At 35.8% G+C, this 18303-nt stretch carries 19 protein-coding genes and 1 riboswitch; of the genes, 16 read left to right on the top strand and 3 right to left on the bottom strand.

Going from position 1 to position 18303, the window contains the following annotated elements; all coding sequences use genetic code 11:
• Nucleotides 1–102: 102 nt before the first annotated feature.
• Together BHF70_RS05075 and rd are read left to right on the top strand one after the other, a co-directional pair.
• Nucleotides 103–471 (top strand): desulfoferrodoxin family protein, encoded by a 369-nt coding sequence (locus tag BHF70_RS05075; protein ID WP_075759248.1) that lies wholly within the window; start codon nucleotides 103–105, stop codon nucleotides 469–471.
• Nucleotides 472–474: 3 nt separating this feature from the next.
• Nucleotides 475–633 carry a rubredoxin gene (gene rd, locus BHF70_RS05070; RefSeq protein WP_075759247.1) on the top strand — a complete coding sequence of 53 codons (159 nt, stop codon included), beginning with the start codon at nucleotides 475–477 and terminating at the stop codon, nucleotides 631–633.
• A 75-nt stretch (nucleotides 634–708) separates the two neighbouring features.
• On the opposite strand, the gene BHF70_RS05065 is transcribed toward rd, so the two are convergent.
• Both BHF70_RS05065 and BHF70_RS05060 read right to left on the bottom strand, forming a co-directional pair.
• Complete coding sequence (locus BHF70_RS05065; protein WP_075759246.1) at nucleotides 709–1020, bottom strand: YbjQ family protein; 312 nt, start codon at nucleotides 1018–1020, stop codon at nucleotides 709–711.
• A complete protein-coding gene (locus BHF70_RS05060; RefSeq protein ID WP_075759245.1) occupies nucleotides 1001–1219 on the bottom strand; it encodes a hypothetical protein in 219 nt (72 codons plus the stop codon). The genes BHF70_RS05065 and BHF70_RS05060 overlap by 20 nt, the downstream gene beginning before the upstream one ends.
• 196 nt (nucleotides 1220–1415) lie before the next feature.
• Between BHF70_RS05060 and BHF70_RS05055 the strand changes: the two genes are divergently transcribed.
• Nucleotides 1416–2183: a DeoR/GlpR family DNA-binding transcription regulator gene (locus BHF70_RS05055; RefSeq protein ID WP_075759244.1), complete on the top strand. Its 768-nt coding sequence runs from the start codon at nucleotides 1416–1418 to the stop codon at nucleotides 2181–2183.
• On the opposite strand, the gene BHF70_RS05050 is transcribed toward BHF70_RS05055, so the two are convergent.
• Nucleotides 2176–3006 (bottom strand): Cof-type HAD-IIB family hydrolase, encoded by an 831-nt coding sequence (locus tag BHF70_RS05050; RefSeq protein WP_083638297.1) that lies wholly within the window; start codon nucleotides 3004–3006, stop codon nucleotides 2176–2178. The two genes, BHF70_RS05055 and BHF70_RS05050, sit on opposite strands and share 8 nt — an antisense overlap.
• Before the next feature lie 94 nt (nucleotides 3007–3100).
• On the opposite strand from BHF70_RS05050, the gene BHF70_RS05045 reads away from it, so the two are divergent.
• The 13 genes from BHF70_RS05045 (at nucleotide 3101) to BHF70_RS04985 (ending at nucleotide 17883) form a co-directional block, all read left to right on the top strand.
• Entirely contained in the window at nucleotides 3101–4111 is a 1011-nt protein-coding gene (locus BHF70_RS05045; protein WP_075759242.1) for an NUDIX domain-containing protein, read from the top strand.
• A 68-nt stretch (nucleotides 4112–4179) separates the two neighbouring features.
• The gene (locus tag BHF70_RS05040; protein WP_075759241.1) at nucleotides 4180–4932 is read left to right on the top strand and encodes a DeoR/GlpR family DNA-binding transcription regulator; all 753 of its coding nucleotides are present in this window, start codon (nucleotides 4180–4182) and stop codon (nucleotides 4930–4932) included.
• The gene (locus BHF70_RS05035) at nucleotides 4917–5732 is read left to right on the top strand and encodes a Cof-type HAD-IIB family hydrolase (RefSeq protein WP_075759240.1); all 816 of its coding nucleotides are present in this window, start codon (nucleotides 4917–4919) and stop codon (nucleotides 5730–5732) included. The genes BHF70_RS05040 and BHF70_RS05035 overlap by 16 nt, the downstream gene beginning before the upstream one ends.
• A gap of 59 nt (nucleotides 5733–5791) precedes the next feature.
• Nucleotides 5792–6769 carry a sugar ABC transporter substrate-binding protein gene (locus tag BHF70_RS05030; protein ID WP_075759239.1) on the top strand — a complete coding sequence of 326 codons (978 nt, stop codon included), beginning with the start codon at nucleotides 5792–5794 and terminating at the stop codon, nucleotides 6767–6769.
• Nucleotides 6770–6782: 13 nt separating this feature from the next.
• Nucleotides 6783–8105 (top strand): sensor histidine kinase, encoded by a 1323-nt coding sequence (locus BHF70_RS05025; RefSeq protein ID WP_075759238.1) that lies wholly within the window; start codon nucleotides 6783–6785, stop codon nucleotides 8103–8105.
• Nucleotides 8102–8770, top strand: coding sequence for a response regulator transcription factor (locus tag BHF70_RS05020; protein ID WP_075759237.1), 669 nt, complete (start codon nucleotides 8102–8104; stop codon nucleotides 8768–8770). The genes BHF70_RS05025 and BHF70_RS05020 overlap by 4 nt, the downstream gene beginning before the upstream one ends.
• A gap of 3 nt (nucleotides 8771–8773) precedes the next feature.
• The gene (locus BHF70_RS05015; RefSeq protein ID WP_075759236.1) at nucleotides 8774–10090 is read left to right on the top strand and encodes an ABC transporter substrate-binding protein; all 1317 of its coding nucleotides are present in this window, start codon (nucleotides 8774–8776) and stop codon (nucleotides 10088–10090) included.
• A 133-nt stretch (nucleotides 10091–10223) separates the two neighbouring features.
• Nucleotides 10224–10658 carry a PTS sugar transporter subunit IIA gene (locus BHF70_RS05010; RefSeq protein ID WP_075759235.1) on the top strand — a complete coding sequence of 145 codons (435 nt, stop codon included), beginning with the start codon at nucleotides 10224–10226 and terminating at the stop codon, nucleotides 10656–10658.
• 12 nt (nucleotides 10659–10670) lie between these two features.
• Nucleotides 10671–11168, top strand: coding sequence for a PTS system mannose/fructose/N-acetylgalactosamine-transporter subunit IIB (locus BHF70_RS05005; protein WP_075759234.1), 498 nt, complete (start codon nucleotides 10671–10673; stop codon nucleotides 11166–11168).
• 21 nt (nucleotides 11169–11189) lie between these two features.
• Nucleotides 11190–12044 carry a PTS mannose/fructose/sorbose/N-acetylgalactosamine transporter subunit IIC gene (locus BHF70_RS05000; RefSeq protein WP_075759233.1) on the top strand — a complete coding sequence of 285 codons (855 nt, stop codon included), beginning with the start codon at nucleotides 11190–11192 and terminating at the stop codon, nucleotides 12042–12044.
• 1 nt (nucleotide 12045) lies between these two features.
• Nucleotides 12046–12882 (top strand): PTS system mannose/fructose/sorbose family transporter subunit IID, encoded by an 837-nt coding sequence (locus BHF70_RS04995; RefSeq protein ID WP_202816902.1) that lies wholly within the window; start codon nucleotides 12046–12048, stop codon nucleotides 12880–12882.
• A 19-nt stretch (nucleotides 12883–12901) separates the two neighbouring features.
• Complete coding sequence (locus BHF70_RS04990; RefSeq protein WP_075759231.1) at nucleotides 12902–13186, top strand: hypothetical protein; 285 nt, start codon at nucleotides 12902–12904, stop codon at nucleotides 13184–13186.
• A gap of 188 nt (nucleotides 13187–13374) precedes the next feature.
• On the top strand, nucleotides 13375–17883 hold the full coding sequence (locus BHF70_RS04985) for a GH32 C-terminal domain-containing protein (protein ID WP_075759230.1): 4509 nt from the start codon (nucleotides 13375–13377) through the stop codon (nucleotides 17881–17883).
• Nucleotides 17884–17975: 92 nt separating this feature from the next.
• Nucleotides 17976–18090, top strand: a riboswitch (FMN riboswitch).
• The last annotated feature ends 213 nt before the right edge of the window (nucleotides 18091–18303 follow it).

The following is an 18303-nucleotide window of genomic DNA, read 5'->3' as shown; positions in this document are numbered from 1 at the left end:
TTTTTTCACCTTTTCTTAGATTGGTAACATATGTTACAGAAATAATTTATATTCAAGGTTATTATAGAACCATAATCAATGAGAGTAAAGGAGGAAATGCCAATGAGCAGATTCTATAAAAAAGATAAACATATTTTATTTGACATTTTTGGTTCTAGCCCATCGTTAGAAGGAATTGAGCAGTTAAAAGCAAATTCTACGGATGCAGCAGGAGAAAAACATGTACCGCAGATTACCGTAAATGGACAGGAAGTTATTGTAGAAGTTGGTTCTGTTGCACATCCAATGTTGGAAGAACATTATATTCAGGGAGTATATATTGAAACGAAAAACGGTGGACAGCTTCACAAATTTCAGCCAGATGATGAACCAAAGGCAGTGTTCACACTGGTTGAAGGTGATGAGTTGATTGCAGCTTATGAATATTGCAACTTACATGGATTATGGAAAGCAGAATATCAGGAGGGATAAATTATGAAAAAATTTGAATGTGAACCATGCGGATATATTTACGATGAGGCAGCTGGAGATCCAGATAATGGAATTGCTCCTGGAACAAAATTTGAAGATCTTCCAGAAGATTGGGTATGCCCGGTCTGCGGATTAGGAAAAGAAGTGTTTGTCGAAGTATAAATTGTGAAAATGTACATAAAAATTCCCGGTAAAATCAATGTTTTACCGGGAATTTTTTGTCGTATTTTCCTGTTTTTATTTGAATTTTACGGCAGTACCATAAACAATAACTTCTGCAGCACCTTGCATAACAGCAGATGAGGAATATCTAATATTAACAATGGCATCTGCTCCCAGTTCTTCTGCTTCTTGTACCATTCTTTTGGTTGCCAGGGCACGGGCTTCATCCATCATCTGATTGTAGGCTTTTAATTCTCCGCCAACAAGTGTTTTAAAGCCTTGTGTAATATCTTTTCCGATATTTTTTGACTGGATGGTACTTCCTTTTACCAGTTGAAGAGTTTCCAATTCTTTTCCACTAATATAATCAGTATTGACTAAGATCATCTTCCTCACCACTCCTTACTTCATGGATACGTTCTATCAGAACATAGATTGTAACACCAATAGATCCAAGAGGGATTACTGCAAGAATTATTTTTAACCATATCCATGGAATCAGTGCAATATAAATACCCAGATAGATAAGTTCCACAAAGATTAAAATGATGGTAATTATAATGGGTGCAATAATCTTTTTTATCATAAGCTCCTCCTTGTTTTTATTATACTATAGGCACCAGATTTATAAAAGCTTCAGTTTCGATTTCAGAAGTTTTCTTGCTGTAAAGAAAAAGATCATATAATAAATCGTGAAAAAGATCGAAAGGAATGAAGTTGACAAAACAATAATAACGAAATAAAATAATAAAAAACAATAAAACAGAAGGGGAAATATAAATATGTTTGTAGAAGAGAGACATCAGGAAATTTTACAATTATTGAAAAAAAACGAAAAAGTAAAAGTAAAAGAATTAAGTGAACGATTTCAGGTAACAGATGATTGTATTCGAAAAGATTTGGCAAGCCTTGAAGCAAAAAATCTTCTAAAAAGAACATATGGAGGAGCAGTTTTAAAGGATGCACTGCATCCAGGTCATAGTAACAGTGTCTCAACCAGAAAAAATCAGAATATCAAAGAAAAGATTAAGATTGCCAAAAAAGCAGTGAAACTGATTCATAATGGAGATATGATTTTCCTTGATACTTCAACAACTAATATTGAATTGGCAAAAGAAATAATAGATTCCGGGCTGGATGTAACAGTTGTAAGCTGCATGATGGATATTGCTGCAGTTTTTTCTAACAGCAAGAATGTAAAATTTATTCTCATTGGAGGAGAGTTTAACCGTTCTCAGAATGGATTTCTTGGACCTCTTACATTGCAGATGATGAATAATTTCCGGTTTGATATCTGCTTTATGGGTGTTGTAGGGGCTAACGTGGAAGAAAACATTATCACTACGTATGTGCCAGATGACGGATTAATGAAAAGCAGTGTAGTTGAAAGAAGCAGTAAGGTATATCTTGGTATGGAAAGCAAGAAATTTGAGTTTCAGGCAAACTATGTTTATACCACTTTTTCGCAAATTGACGGTATAATCTGCGAGAAAATTCCATCCAGAGAAATACAGGATCAGTTAGGTAAATATAATGTAGAAATCATATAATATGCAATATATGTCTCATTCCCCAGGCAACACCGTCTTCATCATGGTGTTTTGTAATGGCATCGGCTGCTGTTTTGCATGAAGGAGAAGCATTTTCCATAGCAATTCCAGTACCGGCAGCCAGTAAAAGATCAATATCGTTATCTCCGTCACCAAATGCGGCAGTCTGTTCCGGTTTAAGATGGAGATGATTTTGGATATATTTCAACCCAGAATGTTTTCCAGAATCTTTATGGGAAATTTCCAGAAGGCGGGGGACAGAAGAAGTTATATAGATATCATTGGAAATCCGGGCAAGTTCTGTCTGGATTTTTTGTTTTATCCGTATATCTCCTGTGACAACATCGATGCTGTCAAGGCAGTTTGCATGCTGTCTGATAAAATCAGGCATATGGTTAATGGGATTTCTTGTCTGCTGAACATAAGAAATTACATTTGGTGGTGTTCCGTAAAAGACAGGATTTTCTATATAATGTTTTTCTCCATAGGCAGTCCCGTCAATAAAAGCTTCAAATACAACAGGATAAGATTTACATACAGTCAGAATATCATTGACAGATGCAGGAGTCAGATGATAACGGTGCATGCACGTGCCTGTTGGAATATGATAGATGGCAGCACCATTAGAAGTAATAGCATATTCGATTCCCGGAAGACTGGTCACATCTTTGGGAAGTGTGGAAAAGGCCCGTCCGCTTGCAATGACAATGTGGACATCTTTTTTCATGGCACTGATCAAAGCTTCCCTGTTTCCCTTGGAAAGTTTTCCCTGTCTATTTAAAGTTGTTTTATCCAGATCCAGTGCAATACATTTAATATCCATAGCAAATCCTCCTTTATCATTGTTCATACTATTGTATCTTTTGTTCTTTGCATTTACAATACATTTAGCTGATGAAATATGGAGGAAATAGAAAATGGGTCTTACCACACTATGTTATATAGAAAAAAATGACAGTTATCTGATGCTGCATAGGATTGTAAAGAAGAATGATATTAATAAAGACAAATGGATTGGAGTTGGAGGACACTTTGAACACGGAGAAAGTCCGGAAGACTGTCTGTTTCGTGAAGTAAAGGAGGAAACAGGTCTGACACTGACATCTTTCAGGTTCTGCGGCATTGTTACTTTTCTTTCAGATATGGGAACTTCAAAAGAAGCATGGGAATATATGTGTTTATATCATGCGGATGGTTTCGAAGGAGAATTGAAAGAATGCGATGAAGGAACTCTGGAGTGGGTGAAGAAAGAAGATATCTTAAAACTGGAATTGTGGGAAGGTGACCGTCTGTTTTTACGTTATATGGAAGAAAAACGGCCATTTTTCTCTTTAAAATTAGAGTATATTCAAGGAAATCTGATTTCAGCCTGTCTGGATGGAAGTGATTTGGAGTTTTTTGATGTGATGGACGAAGAAGGAAATCGCACTGGGCGCATCAAGGAGAGATCATTGGTTCATGAAGATGGAGATCCTCATGGAACGGTACATATCTGGGTGATTCGAGAAAAAGAACAAGGGTTTGATGTACTGCTGCAAAAAAGAAGTGCCCATAAAGATTCTTTTCCGGGGTGTTATGACATTTCTTCTGCCGGACATATGGTAGCAGGAGATGATTATCTGGAAACTGCCGTGAGGGAGCTGGAAGAAGAACTTGGAATTCATGCAACGGAGAATCAATTGCAGCAGATAGGAGTTCATCATGGAATTATAAAAGATGTTTTTTATGGACGAGAGTTTTTCAATCATGAAATCAGTGCGGTCTATATTTACAAAGAGCCTGTAGAAATAGAAAACTTAAAACTTCAGAAAGAGGAAGTAGAATCTGTTAGATGGGTGGATTATGAAGAATGTAAAAAGAAGATGAAAAGTGGGGAATTAAAGCATTGTATCTTTGAAGATGAATTTGAAATGCTGGAGAAAAAATAAGCATAAATACTTATAAATACTTGAAATTATAGGTAAAAATACTTATAATTACTTAAAAAGGAGGTATTATGTATCAGGAAGAACGATTACGAAAAATTACAGACTGGCTACAAAAGGAACAGACATTATCCAATCAGGAGTTGATGGAACGTTTAGAAATTTCCAGGGATACTGCCAGAAGAGATATTATTAAACTGACGGAAGCAGGAAAAGCAATTCGTACCCATGGAGGAATTGCAAGAACGGATTTTCAGGTTCGAGTGGAAAATTATCAGTCCAGAATGATGCAGAATGCAGAAGGAAAAAAGAAAATTGGAGTGAAGGCAGCAGAATTATTAAGAGAACAGGGAATTTATTTTTTTGATGTATCAACTCATATGCCATATGTGTGTGAATCGCTGAACAGCCATATGAAAATATATACGCATTCTCTGGACAATCTGATTTTACTGGCATCAGAGCCAAAGATTCAGGTACACAGTCTGGGTGGTGTTTTACAGAAAGAAAATCGGTTTTTTTATGGATTTGAGGTTTGGGAGAAGATATTAAATTTGAATTTTGATGCAGCTTTACTTGGAGTTGCATCAATAGCAGAAGATGGTCTTTATTATGAAGAGGAAGAAGATGCTCAAGTAAAAGCGCTGGCAGCACAAAGGGCAAAACAAGTTATTGTGATGGCAGACTATCCTAAATTTCAAAGAGTAAGCAAATATCGAGCCGTAGGTCTGAATCAGATTGATTTATTGATTTTAGACCGTGAGCCAGAGGCAGGATGGAAACAAAGGTTAATAGAGGAGGATGTACAATGGATTGTCGTATAGAAAAAGGAATATATAAAGCAGTTTTTAGTGATATTGATGGAACTTTATTAAATACTTCACATAAAATTCCAGAGCAGACAAAGGAAAAAATCATGGAAATGAGTGGTCAGGGAGTGCCTTTTGTATTGGTTTCTGCCCGTATGCCAAAAGGAATGAAGGCGATCAGAGATGAATTAGGTGCAAAAAATCCAATGATCTGTTATAGCGGAGCACTGGTAGTGGATGGAAATCTGCAGCCTGTCTATAGTGTGGCATTAAAGAAAGATGAATCAAAAAAGCTATGTAAAAGTATAAGGGAAATTGTGCCGGAAGTTTCAGTCAATATTTATTCAAATGATTGCTGGATGGCAGAGGATCTGGAAGAATATTGGGTTGCCCAGGAAATGGATATTACAGGAGTTATGGCAAAAGAAGTTTCTTTTGAGGATGAAACGGTCTTTGAGGAAGTGCATAAAATTTTGTGTATGGGAAAGGCAGAGGATATTACGTTACTGGAAAAAGAACTGCAGAAATTGTTTCCGCAAATTAGAATTTATAAATCCAAAGATACATATCTGGAGATTATGTCCATGAAAGCATCCAAATCAGATGCTGTCCATATGCTGGAAGGAGTATTTGGCGTTAATCAGGAGGAAATCATTTCTTTTGGAGATGGACATAATGATATAGATATGCTTAGATATGCAGGTCTTGGTGTGGCTATGGGAAATGCGTCAGATGAGGTAAAGGAAGCATCTGATTATGTGACTGATATCAATGATCGGGAAGGGTTGCGGCAAGTTCTTGATATGGCATTTTAATTGATATTAATTTCATGTTATAATATAAAGTATAATATGAAAATGGAGAGAAATATTGGATGGATAATAATGAAAAACAAAAATGGAAAAAAAGATTTGGAGTTGGAATTGTTATTTCCTTTTTTTGCTTATTTCTATTGATATATATGAAAACATATATATCATATTCGCAGCAATACGGAAAGCATAGAAGAGTGTTTGGTGCAACCTATATGACTATGAATAATCAGTTCTATAAGATTGTAAATAATGAAATTCAGATGCAGATAGAAAAAAAGGGTGATCAACTAATCACACTGGATCCTGCCCTGGATCAGAAAAAGCAAAATGAACAGATAAAATATCTCGTTAAGAAAAAAGTCGATGTGATTTTTCTTAATCCCGTGGATTGGAAAAAGGTAAAATCAGGACTTCAGGCAGCAAAAAAAGCGGGAATTCCTGTAATTGTTATCGATACACCGGTATATAATGAAGAACTGGTAGATATGACCGTTGTATCAGATAATTACAAAGCAGGAGTTCAATGTGCCAAAGATATGATGAAAAAGAAAAATCATGCCAATATTGTATTACTGACTCATACGAAAACCAAATCCGGTGTGGATCGTATTCAGGGATTTTTAGATGCCATTGACGGACACAACCAGTATCAGGTTATCGCATCAGCAGATACAGAAGGACAGATTGAAAGGTCACTGCCGAAAGTAGAAAAGATTATCAAGGATCATGAGGATATTGATGTAATTATGGCATTAAATGATCCGGCTGCTATGGGAGCACTTGCTGCATTGGATAGTGAAGATTATCAGAGAAATGTTCTGGTATATGGAGTAGATGGTTCTCCGGAAGCAAAAAAACTGATTAAAGAAAGAATGATGACAGGAACATCTGCACAGTTTCCAAAACAGATGGGGGATACGGCCATTGAATCTGCATATCAGCTGCTGGATGGAAAAAAGATTTCAAAAAATAGAATTATACCGGTGAAAATGATAACAGAGAAAAATATTGATCAGTTTGACATTAATCGGTGGTAACAGGAGAGTAAATATGGATGTAAAAAACCGAAATTTATATTATTTGAAAATTTTTATGAGTTTCATAAATTTTATGATCCTTGCATTCTTTTCTATTGTTACAATCGTTACAATTCAGAATATAAATGAAAGCTTCTCAGCAAGAAATTTTCTGGAAAATGTAACTTATCTTCCAATGGAACCGTTGGAAGCATCGATTACTGTTTTTATTGCATTCTTTTTGCTTTTGCTTATAATCGAAATACGTAGAAAAGAGACAAAGTACACTTTTATATCAGTTAGTATTTATGGAATGGAGATTTTCCTGTGTCTGCTGATCATCAAATGTTTATATGTCAGCTACAACGGGATTATTCTGCTTGTTGTTGCAGATATTGTAACATCCATTCGTGACAAGCATAACAGGGTTTTATTCCTTGTGATTATGGGAATTATTTATATTTTTTCAGATTATAATCTTGTATCTATGCAAGTTAAGATGGTATCTTTTCAGGAAATTCTTGGAGTATACAGTACAAAAATCAATATGCTGTTAATTGGCATACGAAACATGCTTATATCTATGAATATTCTGGCGTTTATTGTTTATATGATTATTTTAATGAGAAATCAGATGAAAGAAAATGCAAGAATCGCATTATTAAATATTCAGCTTCAGACAGCAAATGAAAGATTAAAAGAGATGAATCAGCAGCTTCAGGAATATGCGGGAATACGTGAAAAAATGGGAGAAACCAAAGAACGAAATCGGATTGCAAGGGAAATTCATGATACCTTAGGACATACCATGACCGGACTTTCGGCGGGAATAGATGCATGTATTGCCATGATTGATTATTCAGTAGAAGGAACAAAAAAACAGTTAAATGTTATTGCTAAGGTTGCCAGACAGGGTATTAAAGATATTCGACGATCTGTTAATAAGCTCCGGCCGGATGCACTTGAACATTTTAATCTGGAAGAGGCATTGGAAAAAATGATGGAGGATACAATGAATGTATCAGAGGTATTTATAGATTATAAATGTGAGATTCCGGTTATGAAGTTTAATGCAGATGAAGAAGATATGATCTATCGGGTCGTTCAGGAAGGTATTACAAATGCCATACGTCATGGAAAAGCTACAAAAATCTGCGTAAATATAAAGAAAGAAAATAAATGGCTCATTTTATCCATTCAGGATAATGGAATCGGATGTGAAGAGATAAAAAGCGGATTCGGGTTAATGCATATTAAAGAACGAATTCAGATGCTGAATGGAGAAGTCAGCTATGATGGAAGCAATGGATTTCATATTATTGCTAAAATACCAATACGATGGGGAGAACAGTTATGATTAAAGTTTTAATTGCAGATGATCAGGAATTAATTAGACAAAGTCTTCAGATTGTCCTGGAAACAAAAGAAGGAATAGAAGTAGTCGCAACAGCAAAGAATGGGAAGGAAGTTATTTCACTGGTAAAAAAAGAGAAACCGGATGTGATTTTAATGGATGTACGTATGCCGGAAATGGATGGAGTTCAGTGCACCAGGGTTATTAAAAATTTTTATCCTAATATTAAAATTATCATTTTAACAACCTTTGATGATGATGAGTATGTGTTTAGTGCATTAAAACATGGTGCCAGCGGATATTTATTAAAAGGAATTTCTATGGATGAGCTGGAAAAATCAATTCATACAGTTTATAGTGGTGGTGCTATGATTAATCCTGGAATAGCAACGAAGGTTGTAGAGCTGTTTTCTGAAATGGCACAGTCAAATTATGATATTGTCGTTGAAGCTCAGAATGTTGAGGAGATAACGGATTCGGAATGGGAAATCATTAAACATGTAGGACGTGGAATGTCCAATAAAGAAATTTCCAGGGCATTGAATTTGTCAGAGGGAACCATTCGAAATTATTTAAGCACAATTTTAAATAAACTGAATTTAAGGGACAGAACTCAGCTTGCAATTTGGGAAGTTCAATCAGGTTCTGGCAAATATGGAAGAAGGTAATCTATGAATAAAATGGCAGTTTGGTGGAAGAGATTGGTGATTCTGGGATTAGTTCTCAGTATTTTTGCAGTTATATTTGTGGTAACACCAAAACAAGAGAAAATTGTACTTACATTTGGCATGTTTGCAGGAAATCAGTGGGATGTTCCAGATGATAACTGTTATAAGATTATTGATGAAACTATAAAAGAATTTGAAAAAGAGCATCCCAATGTAACAATTAAATATGACAGCGGAATTATGAAAGATGACTATTCGGAAGAAATTTCGGAAAAAGCGCTGAAAGGAAAACTGCCGGATGTGTTTATGGTGCTTCCGGAAGATTTTAATACTTTTTCATCTATTGGCATTTTAAAAAATCTGGATTCTCTTATTGCACAAGATCGTTCATTTGATTCAGATGATTATTATCAGGGAAGTTATGATGCAGGAAATTTTAATGGAAGTCAGTTTGCATTGCCTTATGAAAGTGTTCCGACTTTGATGTTTGTAAATAAAACGCTGTTAAAAAAAGAAGGAATCAAAATGCCTGATAATAAATGGACATGGGATGAGTTCTATAATATATGCAAAAAAGTCACTAAAGATACCGATGGTGATGGAAAAATCGATCAGTTTGGTGTTTATAATTATGACTGGAAAGATGCAGTCTATAGCAATGGAGGAAATCTGTTTAATCAAAATGGAACCCAATGTAATCTAACAGAAGATTCGGTGGAAAATTCTGTTTTGTTCGTAAAAAAAATTCAACAGCTATCAGAGTATCAGAAACCTAAATCAATTGATTTTGATACAGGAAATATTGCATTCAGACCAATGAAGTTTTCAGAGTTTCGAACTTATAAACCATATCCATGGAGAATTAATAAATATTTTGATTTTGAATGGGATTGTATTCTTTTGCCGTCAGGGCCAGATGGTAATAATAGAACCAATATGGATCATTTATTAATAGGAATAAGTGATAAAACCAGTCACAGCCATATGGCATGGGAATTTCTTAAAAAGTTAACCTATGAAAAAGAAACTCAGAAAAAAATATTTCAGTATTCTCAGGGAGTATCTCCATTAAAATCCGTGACCAGGTCAAAAGAAACTGAGAAGATTCTGGAAGAAGATATGGGTGAGGATACGGTAGTAAAAGTGGAGCTTCTTGATGAGGTTATGAATCATTCTGTGGAAACAAGAAAATTCCGTAGTTATGATACTGTTTTGCAGTTTATCGACAGGGAAATTGATGACTTGATTGAAAGTGATGAAAATTTTGATGAAAGTATTCTGAAAATCAAAAATCAGGCTGAAGAATTATTAAATAAATAAAAAATGACATTTGTCATATAAAAAAGTTGCATTTGTAAATTGGAATTGATGACAATTTACAGATGCTCTTTTTTTTTGTAATTGGTAAGATAAGTTTGTCAATATGAGAACAGATAAAAGAAAGGAGAAGAGGATGAAATACGTTGTGCTGGTCAGTCACGGTACATTTGCACCAGGACTCAAAAATGTACTGGAAATGCTTGCAGGTGGAGACAGAGAAGATGTTATTGCAGTAGGACTTGAGAACGGAATGGGAGCAGACGAATTTGCAGAGAAATTCGTAGATGCAATCAGCGGAATCAAAGAAGGTGATGAAATCATTCTTCTTGCAGATATCATTGGAGGCTCTCCATTGACTAATGCTATTGAGCAGGTTTCAAATAAGGGATTGATTGAAAATACAATCATCTTCGGCGGAATGAATCTTGCCATGGCATTGACAGCAACTTTGATGAAAGATGCAGTTGATAAAGACATGCTGAGAGAAAACCTGGTAAGTGAAGCTAAAGATGCAATTAAAGAGTTTGTATTAGAAACTTCAAGCAGTGATGATGAAGATGATATTTAAGGAGGAGAGAAGATGTCAATTTCATTTTTAAGAATTGATGACCGTATGATTCATGGTCAGACTGTAACAAGATGGTCTTTAGAGTATCCATGTGATGGATTAATTGCTGTTAATGACAGAGCGGCAAACACAGAAGCATTAAAGATGGCTTACAAGAGTGCAAGTACAAAGAAGACATTTGTATGGACTTATGAAGCGTGGAAAAAGAAATGCCAGAAAGTTTTAGACAGTAAAGATAAGTATTTCCTGATTACAAAGGATCCAATTCAGATGAAGAAGATTCTGGTTGATGATGGATTTGTTCCAAGTGACATTAAGAAAGTTATTGTAGGACCATGTAATGATCGTCCGGGAGCTGTAAAACTTGGAAATAATCAGTCCATTACACAGGAAGAAGCAGAAGCGCTTGAAGCAATCTACAAAGCAGGTTATGAAATTGAATTTGCATTGGTAAAAGAAGCTTCAATCGGAACATGGGAAAAATTCAGAGGACAATTTGGATTTAATTAAAATCAGAGAGGAGAAAATATTATGACAATCAGTTGGTTACAAGCAGTCATTTTAGGTATTTTTGCCTGCTTATCAAGTATGCCAGGTATGGGAGGCACTTCAATTGGTAACTACACATTAGGACGTCCATTAGTTGCAGGTCTTGTCTGCGGTATCGTTTTAGGAGATGTTCAGGCAGGTGTTTTAGTCGGTGCAGCAATGCAGGTTGTATATATCGCATTGGTAACACCAGGAGGAACTGTTTCTGCTGACGTTCGTGCAGTATCTTACATTGGTATTCCACTGGCAATGTTAGCATTAAATTCTTATGGATTAGATCCAGCATCTGCAAAAGGTATTGCTATGGCAACATCTTTTGGAGCAATGGTAGGTACACTGGGAACCGTATTATTCTACGGAACAGCAACTATCAACCTGGTATGGCAGCATATTGGATGGCAGGCAGTTGAAAAAGGAGACTTTAAGAAATTATATCTTGTAGATATGGTATTACCTTGGATTTCTCATATTATCTGTAGTTTCCTTCCAGCAGTTATTATGTGTAAACTGGGAGTTCCAGTAGTTGAAACAATCAAAGCAACATTACCAATGGATGGAATCGCTATGAAGACACTGTTTACTGTAGGTAGTATGTTACCTTGTGTCGGAATTGCAATTCTTCTGAAACAGGTAGTAGATAAAGCAGCAGATTTCGTACCATTCTTCTTTGGATTTACTCTTGCAGCAGGTATGGGACTGAACCTTGTATCTGTAACAGTAGTTGCAGGAATGTTCGCAATTATTTACTACAATATCAAGATGATTGGAATCAGAGCAAAAGAAGCAGCATTAGCTTCCGGTGGTTCTATTGACGATGATGATGAGGAGGATATCTAATATGGCAGAGAAAAAGCTTTCTAAAAAAGCGTTAAATAAATCATTCCGTAACTGGTATTATGGAAACTTAACATGTTTCTCACAAGAACATATGCAGACCTTTGGATACTTATGTGCAATGCTTCCATTGGTAGAAGAACTGTATGATACAAAAGAGGAACAGAAAGAAGCAATGAATACATATACTGCTTTCTTCAATACAGAACCTCAGGTAGGTGCCGTAATCGTAGGTATCACAGCAGGTCTGGAAGAAGCAAAAGCAAATGGAAATGATGATATTGATGCAGAAGCAATCAATGGTATCCGTGCTGGTCTGATGGGACCAATCGCTGGTATTGGTGATTCCCTGGTTGTTGGTACATTAATTCCAATCTTATTAGGAATTGCATTGGGATTATCTTCAGGTGGATCTGTTGTAGGACCAATTTTCTATATTATTGCATGGAACCTGATTATTACTTTTGGTATGAAATTCTTATATTTCAAAGGATATGAACTTGGTGGAAAAGCCGTTGACGTACTGGTCGGTGAGCAAGCCACGGCAATACGTGAATCTATCGTAATGCTTGGAACAATGGTTGTTGGATCTGTAGCAGCAACATGGGTATCTGTAAAAACTTCTTTCCATCTTGTAAACGATGCAGGAAAAGAATTCTTAAATCTTCAGAATCAGTTAGATTCTGTATACCCAGGATGCTTAACAGCAGCATTTGTTATCTTCTGCTGGTGGTTAATGGCTAAGAAAAAAGTATCTCCAGTTGTTACAATGTTAATTTTAGTAGTAATAGCATTTGTTGGTGTTCTGGTTGGATTCTTCAACCCAGGATTAAAATACTAAAAAAGAAAGGAAGTACGCTATGGCAGTACAGACAAAACAGCAGCAGTTAAAAGAAATTGAATATCAGACAAAAATGTTAAATAACCTGAAAAAGTGGATTCGCAATTTAATCATTTTATCTTCCGTAGGTGTTGTTGTTGCTTACTGGGCATTGAAGATGCAGGAAGGAATTGCATATAATGTTATTGGAGTGATCAGTATAATTTTAATTGTAATATGTGTGATTTTATGTGCAGTCATAGGGCTTGCTTTTAAAAATGGTAAAGCAAATGTAGATAAAATTATTAAGTTAGTTGAAAAGTAATAAATACTGAACTGGAAATGGACGATCAAATCAAAATTTGATCGTCCATTTTTTTGTTTTCCTATATATATTAAAAAATAGAAGAAATTTACAATTGTCATAAAAAGTGATGACAAAATACAGATGGCTGACAACATAATAAATGTTAAAATAAATTTACAATAAAACTGTTTAAGAAAGGAGAAAGTATGAGAAAAGGAACGGTAAAATTTTTAGCCTGCCTTATGGCAAGCGCAATGGTTGGAACTACTGTGGTACCAACAGTGCCACCCCGGTATGTTCAGGCAGCAGAGGAGCAAAACAGCACAAAGTGGGAATTTTCAGGCATTCATGGTGAGAAAACGGAGACTGGAATTAGTTTATCAGGTGATGGAGATAGTTTCGGTATTTCAGATATTTCCAAAGAGGATAATTATTCCGTTAGTGCAAAATTGACTCAGGGAGATGAAGATGGAGCGATTGGAATTGTTTTAGGTGCAAAGGATACTAAGTCACCGAATAACGGTTCTTTAGTATTGAATGTAACTCCAGCTAGCGGAGAGGTACGTCTTTTTAAGTTCCCATTTGGAGGAACCGATGAGCAGGAAAAAAAATGTTATGATGAACTGAAAAATCAAACAGAATATAAATTTAATATCAAAGTAACAGATGGAAAAATCACTGCGACAATTAATGATACTAAAGTGGCTGCCAGTACAGCCGTTGATAAAAATTTGTTAAACGGAAATATTGGATTTATCAGCTTTAGAGAAACTATGACAACATCTGATTTTAAAGTTGAAGATATAACACCTGAAGAGACAGGAGACTGGTCATTTGTTGGAAATGGAGAGTTGACAGACAATGGTATCCGTTTGAACGGAAAGGGTGATAATCTTGGAATTTCCAGGACAATTAATAAAAAGGATAATTATTCTTTAAAAGCAGATTTAAAAACAGATACCAGTGATGGAGCAGTTGGAGTTGTCTTAGGAGCAAAAGATGCTAATAACCCAAAGGAAGGGTCTGTTGTAGCAAATGTCAATCCTGCAACTGGTGTGGTTCGTATGTTCTGCTTCCAGGGAGGACTGGCTGGAAATCTGCAAAAAGACAAAACTGTTGAAGAGTTAAAAGGCAAAGAAGACTACAAATTTGATGTAACAGTTGAAAATAGACAGCTGAACGTAAAGATTAATGATGTTGATGTCTTCGATATGAAGATAACAGATACAATTTTCGAAGGAAATATTGGTTTTATCTGTTTCAACAAAGATGTGACAATATCCAATATTGAAGTAAAAGATATTGAAGAAAAGAATACAACTGTATATTTGACAGGATTAGAAGTCAAAGGTGCAGATCTGAATCAGAAGTTCAGTCAGGATATCGATAGCTATGCAGCTGTTGTAGAGAATAATACAGAAAGTCTTACTTTTGTTCCAACAGCAGAGGGAGCAAAAGAAATTACGGTCAATGGAACGGCTGTAGCATCAGGAAATCCTGCAGAGGTCAAATTGAAAGAGGGATCTCAGCAGATATCTATTGTAGTAACCAGTGAAAATGGAGCAAAAGATGAAACAATTATCAATGTTCTTCGGAAGGCAAAAAATTCTGTTTATAGTGTTCCAACCAGACCACAGTATCACTTTTCACCAGCTTTAGCTTGGTGTAACGATCCAAATGGTATGGTTTACTACAAAGGCGAATATCATTTATTCTATCAATATTATCCAGATGATAATATATGGGGACCAATGCATTGGGCACATGCAGTATCCAAAGACTTAATTCACTGGGAAGAACTTCCAATCGCATTATATTATCAGGAAGATCAGGGAGCAATGTTCTCTGGAAGTTGTGTTGTTGATGATACAAATGTGTCAGGTCTTTTTGGAGAAGAAAAAGGCGAAGGCAAAGGCGGATTAGTAGCCATTTATACACAGAATAATGACGGTAGAGGACAGGATCAGGCAATTGCATTCAGTAAAGATAATGGTAGAACATGGACAAAATATAAAGGAAATCCAATTCTTAAATGGAACGAAGATCCATTGGATGATGCGGCATTTCGTGATCCAAAGGTATTTTACCATAAAGAATCTGGAAAATATATGATGGTTGTTGCCGGAGGAATCTTAAGAATCTATTCTTCTGAGAATCTGATTGACTGGAAGGTAGAAAGCACTTACAGAGGTGATGAAGGTAACGGTAATCCAAGAATTGAAACAGAATGCCCGGATATGTATTCATTAAAAGATGCAGAAGGAAATACAAAATGGGTTATTAGTGAAGGTGGACGTTATTATCGTATTGGAGACTTCAAAGAAGTAAATGGAAAGTGGACATTTGTACAGGATGATGCACCTTCTAATTCAAAAGATATTGTACATCATGTCATGAACTTTGGACCTCAGTCGTATGCAGCTATGACATATTATATTGATCACCAGACAGAAGAATCACGTCGTATTATGATCAACTGGGCAAGTACCTGGGAAGGTGGTTACTGCAATAATGTCAGTGCTGTAACAGGAAAATGGGGATATAACGGATTCTTCAATCTTCAGACAGAATTAAATTTAAAGAATACAAAAGATGGATATCGTTTAATCCAGACACCAATTGAAGAGTACAAAACTCTCAGGGTTGAAGATGCCAAAACTAAAATTGAAGGAACCATTCCAAAGAAAACGGAAACAAGTGAAAACCTGTTATCTGGCATAAAAGCAGGTCAGTATGAAATCGTTGCCGAACTGGCACCAAAAGCAGGTACAGAAGAAGTTGGATTTAAATTAAGAACCAATGAAGCAGGAACAAAAGAAACTGTTGTCAAATATAATGTTGAAACGAAAAAAGTCAGCATAAATGTTGATAAATCCGGTACAATTCCATCCGGACAGCGTAAAGGTGATGTTGTATCTGATGCAATTGTAACTGAGGAAGATGGAAAAGTGAAACTTAACATCTTTGTGGATGAATCCAGTGTTGAAGTATATGCACAGGATGGACAGCAGACAGGAGCAATGGCTATCTTCCCTGCAACAAGTAATACCGGAATGGAAGTATATTCTGAAGGTGGAGATACAGATGCTGAGATTACTGTCTATCCTATGAAGAGCATCTGGGAGGATAAGCTGACAGGTGATACTACAGCAACAGATTTATACCTTAGTACCGATACAGGAAGTGGACAGTATAATGTTGGAGATACAATCAGTATCGAAGCTGCAATCTCTCCTGTAACTGCAACACAGGAAGTTAAATGGTCCATATCTGGCAATAATGATAATAAAGTTAAGATTGAAAAAGAAGGAAAAAGTGAGATTCAGTTAAAAGCACTGAAAGATGGTGTTGTAACAGTTCGAGCTACTTCAGAAAACGGATTGTCAAGAAGCATTAAAGTGTATATTGACAAAGAAGAACGAGCTATTAATCTGGGTAACTGGAAAGAAGTTAATGGCGATGGAAACTGGACAATCAGCAAAAATGAAAACAGCTGTACAGGAAATGCTACAGGAGATGCATTCCTGATGTCTGGAATTAAGATTCCTTCTGCTGATTATATCTTTGAATCAGATGTCATATACAATGGAGGCCAGGCATTTGCATTACTCTTCCGTGGACAGAGTCCGGATAATAACAAAGCATATGCGGCCAATGTTGATGTAAACAGAAAAGACAGTACTGCAAGAATTTTCACTTTTGGAGGAGGAACAGGAGACATTGGAGACGATGCGAAAATTTCTTTAACAAAAGGTCAGAAATATCATGTAAAAGTCCAGGTAAAAGGAAATCTGTACAAAGTTTACTATGATGGAGCCCTTGTATTAAAGGTTCGTGATAGCCAAGTTGATAAAAACTATCCAGAAGGAAGATACGTTGGATTTAATGTATTTAATGCAAATGTGACCTTTGAGAATATGAAAGTGACTCCATTGGAAGTCAAAGTACCAGAAACAGATAAAGAGATTGAATTAGTGGCTGGTGATAAGAAAGCAATTAAAGTTACAAATATTGATGAAGATTCATTTAACGCTGTTGAGTATACTACATCTGATGCAAATATTGCAGTAGTTGATGATGAAGGAAATGTAACAGCCAAGAAAGCTGGAACTGCTGTTATAACTTCTACAGTAACAACATTTGGACGTAGCTATACATTAGAAACAAAAGTAGTTGTATCTCCAAAAGCAGTTACAGTAACATTAAAAGGAAACGGTGGAAAAACTGTAGCAACTATTAAAGATGCAAAAGCAGGAGCTAAATTACCTGCATGGGATAAATCAAAATTCAAAGCAGCTGGTAAGAAAGGATATGCATTTGCCGGATGGGTTTACAATGGAAAAGTTGTAAAAACAATGCCATCATCATCCGAGAATATTGTATTAACAGCTAAATTTACTAAATTAACTGTTGGACAGGCTAAAGCATTAACAGTAAAAGGAAAATCCGGAACAGGTGTAGGTTTTGTGGCAACATCCGCAAAAAATACAAAGAGCAATAGTTCCAGAAGAGGATTCCGTTTCCGCTATGCAACCAATTCTAAGATGAAGAGTGCAACATACAAGACCACAGGTCTGGCTAAGAATGTATATACCAAGACAGGTTTGAAGAAGAATAAAAAATACTATGTACAGGTACGTTACTACTACTATGATTCAACAAATCAGAAAGTATATGGAGCATACTCAACATCTAAGTCAGTAAAAGCATATTAATTTAAAACGAAAAAATGTCAGTCATTTCATGATTGGCATTTTTTTCATTGACAGAATTCTGTGTTCATGATATTGTATATGCAGAAATTAAATAATATCTTCAGGGCAGGGTGTGATTCCCTACCGGCGGTACAGCCCGCGAGCCGTAAGGCATGATTCGGTGAGATTCCGAAGCCGACAGTATAGTCTGGATGGAAGAAGGTAGAGTGATATTGGTTTATTTGTCCTGGGATTATTTTATAGTTCCAGGATTTTTTTATTGCATAAAAACAGTTATTTTATTATAAAAAGGATGCATAAAATAAAGATAACATGATAAACGAATATTCTGAAATCAGGGAAAAGGTTCTGAAGAATTTTTAGGATCTTTTCCCTTTTTCTTTCATTTTTTTCTGAAGAGGAAGGAGATGAACACTTGGA

Origin of the sequence: Anaerostipes sp. 494a (assembly GCF_001940315.1) — a bacterium.
GTDB classification, from domain to species: Bacteria; Bacillota; Clostridia; order Lachnospirales; family Lachnospiraceae; genus Anaerostipes; species Anaerostipes faecalis.
Note: the sequence above shows the minus strand (reverse complement) of the source record. Positions and strands in the feature narration are given on the sequence as shown.